Here is a 12,437-nt window from a genome sequence, read left to right as displayed (position 1 = left end):
GGCGGCGGACGTGAATCTGTGAGGAGATGGAAACGTGGCGAGATCGGTACTGGTCACCGGCGGCAACCGGGGCATCGGACTGGCCATCGCGACCGCTTTCAAGGAGGCCGGCGACCAGGTCGCGGTCACCTATCGCAGCGGTGAGCCGCCGGAAGGCTTCCTCGGCGTCAAGTGCGACGTCACCGACGCCGCCCAGGTGGACGTCGCGTTCGACACCATCGCGGCCGAGCACGGCCCGGTCGAGGTGCTGATCGCGAACGCCGGGATCACCCGCGACACGCTGCTGCTGCGGATGACCGACGACGACTGGGACTCGGTCATCCAGACCAACCTGACCGGCTCGTTCCGGGTCGCCAAGCGGGCGGCCAAGGGGATGCTGCGGCTGCGTCGCGGCCGGATCGTGTTCATCTCCTCGGTGGTCGGCCTGCTCGGCTCGCCCGGCCAGGTGAACTACGCCGCCAGCAAGTCCGGCCTGATCGGGATGGCCCGCTCGATGGCGCGCGAGCTCGGCAGCCGCGGGATCACCACCAACGTGGTCGCTCCCGGCTTCGTCGAGACCGACATGACCGCCGTACTGCCGGAGGAGACCCAGAAGCAGTACCTGGGCCAGATCCCGCTCGGCCGGTTCGGCCAGGTCGAGGAGATCGCGAACGTCGTCCGGTGGATTTCGTCGGACGAAGCCGGGTACATCACCGGAGCGGTGATCCCGGTGGACGGCGGCATCGGCATGGGTCACTGACAACTTCTTCGTGAGAAAGGGCATGCCGGTGGGCATCCTCGATGGCAAGCGGATCCTGGTCGCGGGCGTGACGCTCGACTCCTCGATCGGCTTCGCGACCGCCAAGGTGGCGCAGGAACAAGGCGCCACGGTGCTGATCTCGAACTTCGGCCGGGCGCTGGGCATCACCAGACGGATCGCCGGCCGGCTGCCGGTGACACCGCCGGTGATCGAGCTGGACGTCACCGACGAAGCCCACCTGGCGGCGTTGCCGGACGCGATCCGCGAACACGTCGACGGGCTGGACGGGGTCGTGCACTCCATTGCCTACGGCAACCCCGAGACGATCCTCGGCGGCAAGTTCCTGGACGGTCCGTGGGACGACGTGTCCCGCGCGGTGCACGTCTCGGCGTACAGCCTGAAGTCGCTGGCGGTGACGTGCGCGCCGCTGATGAGCCGGGGCAGCAGCGTCGTCGGCCTGACCTTCGACGCCAGCGTGGCCTGGCCGGGGTACGACTGGATGGGGGTCGCGAAGGCGGCGCTGGAGTCGACCTCGCGCTACCTGGCCCGCGACCTGGGCGCGCAGGGGATCCGCTGCAACCTGGTCTCGGCCGGCCCGCTGAAGACGCTGGCCGCCAAGGCGATTCCGGGCTTCGAGAAGTTCGAGGGCCCGTGGCTGGACCAGGCCCCACTCGGCTGGGACCCGGCCGACCTCGAGCCGACCGGCAAGACGATCGTTGCTCTGCTCAGTGACTTCTTCCCCTCCACCACCGGCGAGATCATCCACGTCGACGGCGGCTTTCACGCGATGGGTGCCTAGCTGTGTCCACCTCCTTGGTAGAGCTCCGCGTCCTCGACGGGGCCAACCTGTACTTCAGCCGGGCAGCGATCAAGCTCACGCTCGACCTGTCGGCTCTGATCGACGCCCCGGCTCCGGCCGCCAAGGCCTATGCGCAGGCCCTCGGGCTCGGCGCGACCCGGCCCGGGCGGATCGGCTCGGGCTTCCGGCAGCGGTTCGCCGTCCGGGTGGTCGGGCACATTCTGCGCCGGATCGCCCGCGAGGCGGGGATCGGGCGGATCGGCGTACGGGTCCGCTCCGAGAACGACGTACACCGGCTGGTGGTGGCGTTCCCGTGGGCGCACGAGGGTCGCGCCCGCGCGCTCGCGATGGCGATCGTCGAGGTGGTCGACGCCTTCGGCACCGACGAGCTGCCTGAGCTGGTGGCCAGTGTCGGCGATCGGGTCCGCAACGAGCCGGCCGGCAACGCGCCGCCCACGCTGCGCCCGAAGATCCCGGTCGTCGCCGTCACCGGCACGAACGGCAAGACGACCACCTCGCGGATGATCGCGCACATCGGTCGCGCGGCCGGCCTGCACACCGGCTGGTCCAGCACCGACGGCGTGTACTTCGACGGCAAGCTGGTCGAGTACGGCGACTTCTCCGGCCCGAGCGGCGCCGGTCAGGTGCTGTCGCAGCCGGGTGTCCAGCTGGCCGTCACCGAGACGGCTCGCGGCGGCATCCTGCGCCGCGGCGTCGGCGTGGCCTACAACGATGTCTCGGTCGTCACCAACGTCACCGCCGACCACCTCGGACTGGGCGGGATCGACACCGTCGACCAGCTCGCCGAGGTGAAGGCCGTGATCACCAAGATCACCCGCCCGCGCGGCTGGTGCGTGGTGAACGGCGACGACCCGCGGACGTTCGCGATGCGGCTCGACTCACCGGCCAAGAGCTGGGTGTTCTCCCGCGATCCCGACTCGCCGTCGATCCGTAGCGTGCTGGACGAAGGCGGCCGGGCGACCACGGTGCTGGACGGGTTCATCACCGTGCTCGACCAGGCCAGTGACGCCGAGCCGCTGCTAAAGGTCGTCGACGTCCCGATGACGCTGTCCGGGCTGTCGCACTACAACGTCGAGAACGCCCTCGCCGCTGCCTCGGCCGCACTCGGCCTCGGGTTGCCGCGGGCCGCGGTGATCGAGGGCCTGAGCACGTTCTCGCCGTCGGAGAACAACCCGGGCCGGATGAACATGTACTCCGTCCGCGACTTCACCGTGGTGATCGACCTCGCGCACAACGAGGCCGGCCTGGAGGCGCTGATCGAGATCATGAACGGCGTCCGGCAGCCCGGCGGACGGCTGTTGCTCGCGCTGGGATCGCCGGGGGACCGGGCCGACGAGATGGTCTCGGCGATGGGCGCGATCGGCGCCCGCGGCGCGGACCGGGTGGTGATCGGCCACAAGGGCGACTACCTGCGCGGCCGGGCGCCGGCCGAGCTCGAGGCCGTCTTCCGGGAAGGCACCAGTTCGGTCGGCGTGGACGACGTACCGTCCTTCCCGACCGAGCTCGAGGCGGCGCAGGCGCTGGTGCGCGAGGCGCAGGCCGGTGACGTGGTCGCGGTGATGGCTTTGCAGGATCGGGCGAGTCTTGACGCCTGGTTGCGGTCCGAGGGGGCTACCGTCGATAACCCGGAGACCTTGAAGGCGAAGGTCGAACGAGCACAGCACTAATCCCGGGTCCCCACCGCCCGGGGCGGATCGGGGTTCTGCATGCGTTACTTGTGGTCGATACCGGCGGCAGTCGCCGTCTGGTTCGTGGCCGGCTTCGCGCCGAGCTATCTGAACGGGCTGCCGGCCGGCTCGACCACCTTCGTCGGAACCCGGCTCGATCTGCTCGTGCTGGGTGGATTCACCGGGGGAGTGCTGGCCGGTCTGATCGTCGGCCGGGTGCGGATCGTAGTACCGCTGGTCCTGGTTGTTGCCGGTGGCGCCTGGTGGTTGAGCGGATATTCCCTGTCCAGTAAGGGATTGCTGGTGACGTTGCTGGTGGCAAGTGTCGTCGGCGCGTTCTTCGGTGCTCTGGGCAACCGCAGTACGGTGCTCGCCGCCTTCGCGTTGTCGGTGCCGGTCGCTTGGTATGCGTTGCGGCCCGCCGACGAACTGCAGGACTGGCGCTGGCTGTGGCAGTTGAACGGACTGCTCGTCGCGATCGGCCTCACCATCCTCCTGTACGCCGCCTGCTGGCGGCGCGGCTGGCCCTCGGCGTACTCGTGGCTGCCGCTGTCTGCCTTCTACCTCACGTCGTTCGCCATCGTTGACGGCATCCAGGCGATCACCGCAGCCAAGGGGCGATCGACGGACGATGCAATCACCGCAGGCACCGACGCGTTCTTCGACGCCTTCCAGCCGCTGCTGCGTGAGTACTGGCCTTGGCTGGTCCTGGCCGTGCTGCTGGCGATCCCGATGGTCGCGCTGAAGGTCCGCGCGTTGCCGCCGCCTCCGCCCGCTCCTGGCGCCGACGACGGCCGCAGCAACGATGCCGTTCTGTCCGACGACCTGGACTGGATCGACCGCGAGGAGCCGAAGCGCCGGCTGCTCCCGGCACGCCGGTGAAGACTGCTTGACTGAAAGATCAACCATAGGCTGTGCGGGTCAGGGAATACGCAATCCCACCCGGAGGATCTTTCGTGAAACTTCGCCTCGTCCTTGGAGCCACCGCTGCCGCCGCCGTTGTCGCGGTCGGCATCACTCCCGCCTCGGCGTACCAGGACCAGACCGCTGACTCCGGCGCCTGTGTCCAGGGCGTCGCCTGCTTCTACGAGACCACGTCGTTCAGCGGCCGGAGCGTCCACTACGCCTCGCCGAGCAAGTCCTGCACGGTGCTCCCCTTCGTCCCCGGCTCGCTGTTCAACTGGAGCACCAAGGACATCTACCTGTACCGGACCGCAAACTGCACCGGTCCCGCGAACCTCGAGCCGGCCAACAATTTCCACAGCTACCCGAGCACCAAGTTCCTGAGCTTCCGCGCCGGCTAACTCAGCAGGCCTTGACCGAGCCAGCCGTCTTTGCTGAACCCCGGTGGGATCACGAAGGCGGCTGAGCCGATCGTGGTGGTCCACTCGTTCAGGGCGTCGGCCGCGTCCAGGCGGGCGAGCAGCGGGAGGAACTGGCTCACCAGGTTGGCCTGGTAGCTCAGGAAGATCAGCCCGGACTCGCGGGTGGCGCCGGTGTCCTGCACGTAGTTGAGGCCCTTGCGGAAGATCCGCCGGCCGTCGTTCTCCGAGTGGTGCGACAGTCGCGCGTGTGCGTTCTCGGCGATCATCAGGCGGCCGTCGGCGTCCCGCTTCTCCAGATCGAGCTCGTCGTGCTCGGCCGTGCCGGTCACCGGGGCGCCGTTCGAGAGTTTGCGGCCGACCGAGCGCTCCTGCTCGGAGCGGGTGAGTTCGTCCCAGGTGTCGAGGTCGAGCTTGATGCGCCGGACGACGAGCGTCGTACCGCCGTCCTCGGTCCAGACGGTGCTGTTGAACTCCGGTGTGCCCGGCGCGGGATTGCCGGTGCCGTCGACCTGGTTGAAGAGGTTCCGGCCGGTGACTGGTTTGCCGTCAGGGGCGGTGCTGTTCCAGAAGCCGGTCTGTCGCCACAGCGGCTTCGCGAACGGCGCAGCATCAGCCACCAGCCGTCGTACGGCGTGCACGACCGACACGGCGTCGTCCGCGCCGACGAGGATCAGCAGGTCGCCTCCGGTCCAACCGGGCTGCAGGCGATCGTGCGACATCGCCGGTACATCGCTGAACCCTTGCGGGCGGCGGTCGGTGAGACCGCTCAAGCCGAAGACCTTCGGGCCGAAGCCGACCGTCACCGTCAGGGTGACACCCGGTACGGCCAGCTCGGGTGCGGTGTCCCCTGGGGCGGGGCGACCGGCGCTGAGGGCGACGATGTCGCTGGTCCAGGTGCGCAGCAACCGGCCGAGGTCGGCCTTGTCCGTGCCGGCCAACAGCGTGAACGCGACCAGCTCGGCGTGCTTCGGCGAAGCGGCCGCGATGGCCGGCTGGTGATCGCCGTACGGGCTGATGACGCGGGTGGCCTCCGGGCCGGCGGCAGCGGTCGGCTGGGCAGCCGGTTCGTTGCTCAGGGCAACCACGCCGCCGGTGACGGCGGCGCCCGCGGCGGCAGCTCCGGCGTACCCGAAGAGCTGCCGCCGGGACGGGCGTCCGGTCAAGGGGTGGTGCTCGGCGTTTCCGACGGGTGGTAGTGCTCTTCCTCCTCGGTGAACGCCTTCACCGCGACGGTCAGATCGTGCGAGCTGCCGTCGGAGAACTTCAGCGTGATCGGTACTTCGTCACCCGGCTTGAGCGCCTGCTTGAGCCCCATCAGCATCACGTGGTCACCACTCGGCTTGAGGTGCGCGTGCGACTCGGCCGGCACCTTGATGCCACCGGCCTTCTCCTGCATCACCATCTTGCCGTCCTTCATCGCCATCTCGTGGATCTGCACCATCCCGGCCACCGGAGAGGTTGCCGAGGTCAACGAGATGTCGGACTTGCCGGGGTTGGTCAACGCCATGAACGCCGCCGTCATCGAGGTGTCCTTCGCGCCGACCGTCGCGCGCACCCAAGCGTCCTCAACCAGCACGCCGGGCGTCGTCGCGGCCGCCTGCGTCGGCGGTGCATCCGAGCCCTTGGCATCCGAGGACCCGCAGGAGGACAGCAGAAAGGGGAGGGCGACGGCCAGCCCGGCCATCAGCAGCTTCGTCTTCACGGACAAGCCAACGACGCATACCCCACCCGAGTTCCCGGCGGCGGGGACACGCAGTGTGTCCCCGCTCACCCACGGGTTATTCGGCTGACTGGTCAGCTTCCGGCTCGGCGTCCGGCTTCACGAAGTCCGGGTCGCCGCCTTCGTCGCCGGAGCGGGCGCCGGCTTGGGCGAGGTGCGAGACCGACTCGAGGTGGGACAGCACCTGCTGGTGCTGGTCGACGCAGAGGACGACCAGGTCGCTGCGGTTGGACCGGGCCAGGGCGTGCTGGACCGCGGTCAGTTCGTCGAGGACCAGTTCGACCTGACGGCAGCGGGCGCCGCTCTCCATCGCGGAGCGGACGCCCTCGGCGACGAGCTCGGCGGTGCGGCCGCGCTCGCGGCCACGCAGCCGGGCGTCCTCGCGGACGATCACCACGTCGAAGTGCTGGGCAGCGACCTCGCCCAGTTCGCGCATGTCGTCGTCTCGACGGTCACCCGCCGTCGCGATGACGGCGATCCGCGACGAACGGCCGAGCTCCGACGACGCGTTCAGGCTGTCGCCCAGTTTGTCGACGAAGTCGCCGAGCATCCGCATCGCGGGCGCGTTGTGGCAGTAGTCGACGATCACGGTGCGGCCGTCGACGTCGATCTCGTTCAGCCGGCCGGGGGACAGGTAGTACGACGTACTGAACGTGCGCAGGCCCTGCCGGATGTCGTGCAGCGGCGCGCCCGCGGCGAAGGCGGCGGCCGCGGCGGCCATCGCGTTCTGCACGTTCATCATCGCCCGGCCGCCGAAGGTTGCCGGCAGCAAGTGTGTCCAGGCCAGCTGCATCGAGCGGCGGCCGTGCTTCATGATGATCATGTCGCCGAGGTCGGAGCGCTCCAGCACGACCGCGCGACCGCCGCGCCGGCAGTGCCCCTCGATGTACTCGCGGACCTCGGTGCCCGGCTCGGCGATGCTGAACCAGACCACCTCGCCCGAGCACTTGCGCCGCATCTTGCGGACCAGTGGGTCGTCGGCGTTCAGCACCGCGAAGCCGTTCCGCGGTACCGCCTCGACCAGCACGCCCTTCACGTCGGCGAGCTGCTCCAATGTGTCGATCCCACGCATGCCCAGGTGGTCCGGCTGGATGTTCAGTACCACGGCGACGTCGTTGCGCTGATAGCCGAGACCCTCGCGCAGGATGCCGCCCCGAGCCACCTCGAAGACAGCGAAGTCGACGCGCGGGTTCTGCAGCACCATCCGGGCTGACTTCGGCCCGGAGGCGTCCGACCGGATCACCAACCGCTCGTCGATCACGACGCCGTCGGTCGACGTCATCCCGACCTTGCGGCCCATCCCCTTGAAGACGTGGCTGATCATCCGCGAGGTGGTCGTCTTGCCGTTGGTCCCGGTCACCGCGATGATCGGGATCCGGCTGGTCGCGCCCGGCGGGAACAGCATGTCGACCACCGGCTTCGCGATGTACTGCGGATCGCCGATCGTCGGGTTGGTGTGCATCCGGAAGCCCGGCGCGGCGTTCACCTCGCAGATCGCGCCACCGGTCTCGCGGACCGGCTGGGTGATGTCGGGGCAGATGAAGTCGATGCCGGCGATGTCCAGCCCGATCATCCGGGCCGCCTCCTCGGCGATCTCGACGTTCTCCGGGTGCGCCTCGAAGGTCCGGTCGATCGAGATCCCGCCGGTGGACATGTTGCCGGTGAGGGTCAGCTTCACCATCGTCTCTTCCGGCGGTACGTCGTCCATCTCGAAGCCCTGCGACTTCACCAGCTCGCGGGCCGCGGCGTTCACCGTGATCCGGGTCAGGATCTTCTCGTGGCCGACACCGCGCCGGGGGTCGGCGTTGGTGATCTCGACCAGCTCCGCGACGGTGTGCACGCCGTCGCCGACGACGTGGGCCGGCACCCGCTCGGCGATGGCCTCCATCCGCCCGTTGATGATCAGGCAGCGGTAGTCCTTGCCGGTGACGAAGCTCTCCACGATGACCGAGCCACGCCGGGACTGCTCGGCCGCGATCGGGAAGGCCTCCCGTACCGCGTCCGCGTCCTGCAGGTTGAGGCAGACACCACGGCCGTGGTTGCCGTCCAGCGGCTTGCAGACGACCGGGTAACCGATCTTGTTGGCGGCCGAGACCGCGTCCTCGACATCACGGATGGACGCCTGTCGCGGTACCGGCAGACCGGCCGACGCGAGCAGCTTGGTGGTCAGGTCCTTGTCGCTGGCCACGTCCACCGCGATCGAGCCGGTCTCGGACGTCATGGTGGCCCGGATCCGCTTCGCGTGCACGCCCTGGCCGAGCTGCACCAGGCTGTACTTGTTCAGCCGGATCCACGGGATGTCCCGGGAGACCGCCTCGTCCACGATGGCCTGCGTCGACGGCCCGAAGGCGCTCCGCTCGGCCTGCCGGATGAACTTCTCCAGCTCGGTGGTGAAGTCGAAGTCCGGGGTCGGCTGGACCAGGTAGTTCACGAACCGGACGGCGAGCTCACCGGCGGCCAGACCGACGCCCTCGTCGGCGTACGAGTAGATGATGTTGTAGCGGCCGGGCACGCCCTTGACCTGGCGGGTCTTGCCGCGCCGCATGTCGTGGCCGGCCTCCTGCTGCAGCTGCAGCGAGACGTGCTCGGCGATGTGCCCGAGCCAGGTGCCTTCCTGCAGCCGCTCGATGAAACCGCCGCGGCGGCCGCGGGAGCAGTGGTGCTGGTCGAGGCGGGGCAGGTGCTCGAGCAGCCGCTCGGTGAACCCGTCGATGGTGTTCGACGGGAACTCCTCCAGCGATCCCAGGTCGACCACCAGGTGGATCGCCGGGTCGTAGCTCCAGATGTTCGGACCGCGGTAGACGCGGGTCTCGATGACCTTCAGGTCCGGGCTCGGAGTGCCGTGAGTCTGGTCGGGGGCGGTGTCCGTCATGCGTTCCCACTGTCTGGTAGTGGCCCTGTTGCCGGGTCGGTGTCTGGTCGGCTGAGTTCGGCGCCCGCGCTCAGAGGCTCGGTCGCCTCCGGTCTGGACTGGCTCGCCGCCGACGATCTGACGGTCTTCGGCGCCACCTTCTTGGCCGCCTTCTTCGCAGCCGCGGGGGCCGCGTCGGTGGCCTTCGCCGTACGCCGGCCGGCCCGCCGCTTGCGCTCGGCGTAGTACGCCGGTGACACGCCCTCGGCGGCGATCTCCTTGGCGAGTTTGCGCAGGTCGGCCTCGGCCGCCTCGATCGAGGCGATCTCCTCGGCCGGCGGCTGCGCGCCGTACGACAGCAGGACGCGGGCCTTCAGGTCGAAGGTCGAGGTCGCGGGCAGCACGTGCAGGACGACGCCGGAGGCGAGGATCGCCTCGGAACGGCTCGCGTAGTGCGCGTTGGAGGTGATCCGGCTGCCGTCGAAGATCGTCACGGCGCCCCGGCCGACGACCTCCAGGTGGGAGCCGCGGACGACGGCCGCGGTGTCCTCGTCGACGCCGATGCCGAGCAGGCCGGGGGACTGGGCGACGAGCGACAGGAGCCGCCCGTACCGGTTGCGCTGGGCGAAGTGCTGGTCGACGATCGCGCCCTGGACCAGGCCGAGGCCGCCGGCCAGCTGGCTCATCCGCTGCCGCGGCGTCGCGCCGGACCGGCCGAAGGCGATCATGTGCTCGGCCAGGATGCTCGCGCCGGCCGACGTCCCGCCGACGGCCGCGCCGCGGGCATGCGCGTCGGTGACGGCCTGCCCGAACGCCGTACCGGTGACGACGCCGCTCAGCTTGAGCTGGTTACCACCGGTCATGAAGATGCCGGTGGCATCGTTCAGCGGCTCGAAGAAGGCCGGGTCGTCGGCGTCCTCCCGGTTCTCCGGCCGGACCCCGACCACGCTGGCCGCGCCGAGCGCGGCGAAGAGGGCGGAGTAGACGTCGATCACGTCCGTACCGAGCGCGGAGGCGGTCGGAACGACCACGATCCGCGCCTTCGACCCGCCGGCCGCCTCGACGAACTCCTGCAGAACGAGCCGTTTCTTCAGCTTGTCCTCGGCCCCACCGATGGCGAACAGCGCACCTGGCCCGTTCGTCGTCACCCCACCCTGCTGTTCAGACATAGCCGAAGAATAAGCGCTGGACCACGTTCGGGCCGCTTCGGTCACCCGAAGTGACCGATGCCCGCCTGCAGCAAGCTGCAATTTCGGCACGAAGAGTAGTTGCGCGTGGCATCCTTCGGCAGTGAAAAGACTCCTGACGCCGCTGGCCGTGGCCGCGGTGATGCTGTCTCCACGACCCGCGACGAGGACGGTCGGAGGACCTATACCGCCGGGCAAGGATCCGGAGGCGCCGTTGACCGGGACCCAGCTGGAAGTGATGACGGTGCCCGCGCTGACGCACGAGTTCCTCGATGCGGCGGCCTATGCGACCAGGGTCGAAACGGCGCGAGGATCAGAGATCGACGGTACGCCGATGACGCAGTACACGCTCAGTATCGACCCGGTAAAGGCCGCGGCCGGGAAGGCGTTCGGTGGACTCCTGTCGCCCGAGATGCTCGCGGAGCAGAAGGCCAAGGTGATCACCGCGGTGCTGGTGGTGCGCGATGACTTCCTGCCCCGCAGGCTCGACTTCGTGGTCGGCAACTCGACGATGTCGACCGTCTACAGCAACTTCGGCGACCCGGTCACCCTGGTGCCGCCGGCCAAGAACAAGATCGACGGCTGACGGTGGTGCCGGGCGTTGGCCCGGCACCACCTCTGGTCAGTGGCCGAAGGTGAACCAGTTGACGTTCACGAAGTCGGCGGGCTGGCCGCTGGTGAAGGTCAGGTAGACGTCGTGGACGCCGGTCACCGCGCTGATGTTCGTCGGGATCGTCCGGTAGGTCTGCCAGCTACCGGTGTTGCCGAGGGCGAAGCTGCCGACCGGCACGTTCGTCCGGCTGTCGAGTCGCACCTCGACCAGGCCGCTGGCTCCACCGCCGATGCCGGAGGCGACCCGGCCGACGAACTGGGTGGCGGCGGTGCTGCCGAAGTTGACCGCGCTGTACTTGGCCCAGTCGCCGTTGGCGATCTGCATGATGTTCTGGCCGCCGCCCGAGTCGAGCGTGGTTTCGACCCCGATGCCGGACTGCCCGCTGTAGCTCTCGGCCTGGATGGTCGAGTAGGCGCTGCTGCCGCCGGTCGGCGGCGTGGTGGGCGGACTCGTCGGGGTGCCGCTGCCTGCCTTGGTGGAGACCGCGACGTAGTCGACCAGCATCGGCTTGTCCGGCACGGTGGCCGCGATCGGAGTGGTGCTGCCCCGGACACCGTCGGGGAAGCCGCCGCCGATCGCCACGTTGAGCAGCAGGAAGTACCCGTTGTGGTTGGTCATGTTGTTCCACGTGTCAGCCGGCAGTTGCCCTTGGCTGAGCGAATGGAACTGCTGACCGTCGACGTACCAGCGCAGCTGATTCGGCGAGACGCTGGCGTCCCACTCGATCCGGTAGGTGTGGAAAGCCGACTGGCAGCTCGAGCCGGGGCAGGCGCGACTCGCGCCGAGCCCGTTGGTCTCGTTGCACGGGCCGCCGGGGTTCACGCCACAGTGCAGGGTGGCCCAGACGGTGTTCAGGCCGTTGACGTTCTCCATGATGTCCAGCTCGCCGATCGACGGCCAGTTCTGGTAGTTCCCGCGGTACGGCGCCCCGAGCGCCCAGAACGCCGGCCAGTAGCCGACCGCGGCCTCGCCGGTGATGTTGGGCATCTGGACCCGCGCCTCCATCGCGACGACGCCGCCGGCCGGCGGTTTGAAGTCGGACCGCTGGGTCTCGATCCGGCCCGACGTCCAGTTCCCGGAGCTGTCCCGGCGGGGCGTGATCACCAGGTTGCCGGTGCCGTCGAGCTTCAGGTTGTTCGTGCTGTTGGTGTAGTTCTGGATCTCTCCGGTGCCCCAGTTCCAGGCGCCGCCGGGGTACGAGTGACCGGTGTCGATGATCCAGTTGGCGCTCGACGGCAGGGTGTTGTTGGCACCGTCGAAGTCGTCACTCCAGATGTTGGTCCACCCGGCCGGTGGCGTCGGCACGCTGGCCTGCGCGGCGATCGTCAGCGGCACGGCCACCAGGACCGGCGCGAGCAGGGCGCTGAGCAAGGTCCGGCGACGGGTGGACTGTTTCTTGGGGCGGGAACGCATAGCTGACCTCCGTGGTCAGGCGCCATCACCAGAGTGGCACCAGGAGCGGGATCTCCATGAGAGCGCTCTCATCGCCGACTGTCAATGACTTGTCACTCAAGT

At 69.1% G+C, this 12,437-nt stretch carries 11 protein-coding genes; 6 read left to right on the top strand and 5 right to left on the bottom strand.

The window, feature by feature from the left end; all coding sequences use genetic code 11:
- The first annotated feature begins 34 nt into the window (after positions 1–34).
- The 5 genes from fabG (at position 35) to AB0P21_RS03295 (ending at position 4,530) form a co-directional block, all read left to right on the top strand.
- Positions 35–739 carry a 3-oxoacyl-[acyl-carrier-protein] reductase gene (gene fabG / locus AB0P21_RS03315; protein ID WP_363693436.1) on the top strand — a complete coding sequence of 235 codons (705 nt, stop codon included), beginning with the start codon at positions 35–37 and terminating at the stop codon, positions 737–739.
- 22 nt (positions 740–761) lie between these two features.
- The gene (gene fabI / locus AB0P21_RS03310) at positions 762–1,538 is read left to right on the top strand and encodes an enoyl-ACP reductase FabI (protein WP_363694412.1); all 777 of its coding nucleotides are present in this window, start codon (positions 762–764) and stop codon (positions 1,536–1,538) included.
- Between the two features lie 2 nt (positions 1,539–1,540).
- A complete protein-coding gene (locus AB0P21_RS03305) occupies positions 1,541–3,226 on the top strand; it encodes a Mur ligase family protein (protein WP_363693435.1) in 1,686 nt (561 codons plus the stop codon).
- Positions 3,227–3,265: 39 nt separating this feature from the next.
- Positions 3,266–4,108, top strand: a complete 843-nt coding sequence (locus AB0P21_RS03300) for a hypothetical protein (protein WP_363693434.1) — start codon at positions 3,266–3,268, stop codon at positions 4,106–4,108.
- Positions 4,109–4,182: 74 nt separating this feature from the next.
- A complete protein-coding gene (locus AB0P21_RS03295) occupies positions 4,183–4,530 on the top strand; it encodes a peptidase inhibitor family I36 protein (RefSeq protein ID WP_363693433.1) in 348 nt (115 codons plus the stop codon).
- Here AB0P21_RS03295 and AB0P21_RS03290 read toward each other — a convergent pair.
- The 4 genes from AB0P21_RS03290 to AB0P21_RS03275 all read right to left on the bottom strand — a co-directional run bounded on the left by AB0P21_RS03290 (position 4,527) and on the right by AB0P21_RS03275 (position 10,291).
- Positions 4,527–5,714, bottom strand: a complete 1,188-nt coding sequence (locus tag AB0P21_RS03290; protein ID WP_363693432.1) for a Dyp-type peroxidase — start codon at positions 5,712–5,714, stop codon at positions 4,527–4,529. The two genes, AB0P21_RS03295 and AB0P21_RS03290, sit on opposite strands and share 4 nt — an antisense overlap.
- Entirely contained in the window at positions 5,711–6,253 is a 543-nt protein-coding gene (locus AB0P21_RS03285; protein WP_363693431.1) for a copper chaperone PCu(A)C, read from the bottom strand. The genes AB0P21_RS03290 and AB0P21_RS03285 overlap by 4 nt, the downstream gene beginning before the upstream one ends.
- 76 nt (positions 6,254–6,329) lie before the next feature.
- Positions 6,330–9,143, bottom strand: coding sequence for a cyanophycin synthetase (gene cphA, locus AB0P21_RS03280; RefSeq protein ID WP_363693430.1), 2,814 nt, complete (start codon positions 9,141–9,143; stop codon positions 6,330–6,332).
- Positions 9,140–10,291: a cyanophycinase gene (locus AB0P21_RS03275; protein WP_363693429.1), complete on the bottom strand. Its 1,152-nt coding sequence runs from the start codon at positions 10,289–10,291 to the stop codon at positions 9,140–9,142. Before AB0P21_RS03275 ends, cphA begins: the two co-directional genes overlap by 4 nt.
- Positions 10,292–10,412: 121 nt before the next feature.
- On the opposite strand from AB0P21_RS03275, the gene AB0P21_RS03270 reads away from it, so the two are divergent.
- Positions 10,413–10,895 (top strand): hypothetical protein, encoded by a 483-nt coding sequence (locus AB0P21_RS03270; RefSeq protein ID WP_363693428.1) that lies wholly within the window; start codon positions 10,413–10,415, stop codon positions 10,893–10,895.
- A gap of 36 nt (positions 10,896–10,931) precedes the next feature.
- Here the strand turns inward: AB0P21_RS03270 and AB0P21_RS03265 are convergent, their stop codons facing one another.
- Positions 10,932–12,335: a glycoside hydrolase family 16 protein gene (locus AB0P21_RS03265; RefSeq protein ID WP_363693427.1), complete on the bottom strand. Its 1,404-nt coding sequence runs from the start codon at positions 12,333–12,335 to the stop codon at positions 10,932–10,934.
- Positions 12,336–12,437 lie beyond the last annotated feature (102 nt).

This window comes from Kribbella sp. NPDC056861 (assembly GCF_040687575.1).
Lineage (GTDB): Bacteria > Actinomycetota > Actinomycetes > Propionibacteriales > Kribbellaceae > Kribbella.
This window is presented reverse-complemented; position numbering and strand designations above follow the sequence as displayed.

Bases quoted from the DNA above. Each gene is read 5' to 3' on its own strand.
- fabI (WP_363694412.1), top strand. From the start codon at position 762: ATGCCGGTGGGCATCCTCGATGGCAAGCGGATCCTGGTCGCGGGCGTG.
- AB0P21_RS03300 (WP_363693434.1), top strand. From the start codon at position 3,266: ATGCGTTACTTGTGGTCGATACCGGCGGCAGTCGCCGTCTGGTTCGTG.
- cphA (WP_363693430.1), bottom strand. From the start codon at position 9,143: ATGACGGACACCGCCCCCGACCAGACTCACGGCACTCCGAGCCCGGAC.
- AB0P21_RS03275 (WP_363693429.1), bottom strand. From the start codon at position 10,291: ATGTCTGAACAGCAGGGTGGGGTGACGACGAACGGGCCAGGTGCGCTG.
- AB0P21_RS03265 (WP_363693427.1), bottom strand. From the start codon at position 12,335: ATGCGTTCCCGCCCCAAGAAACAGTCCACCCGTCGCCGGACCTTGCTC.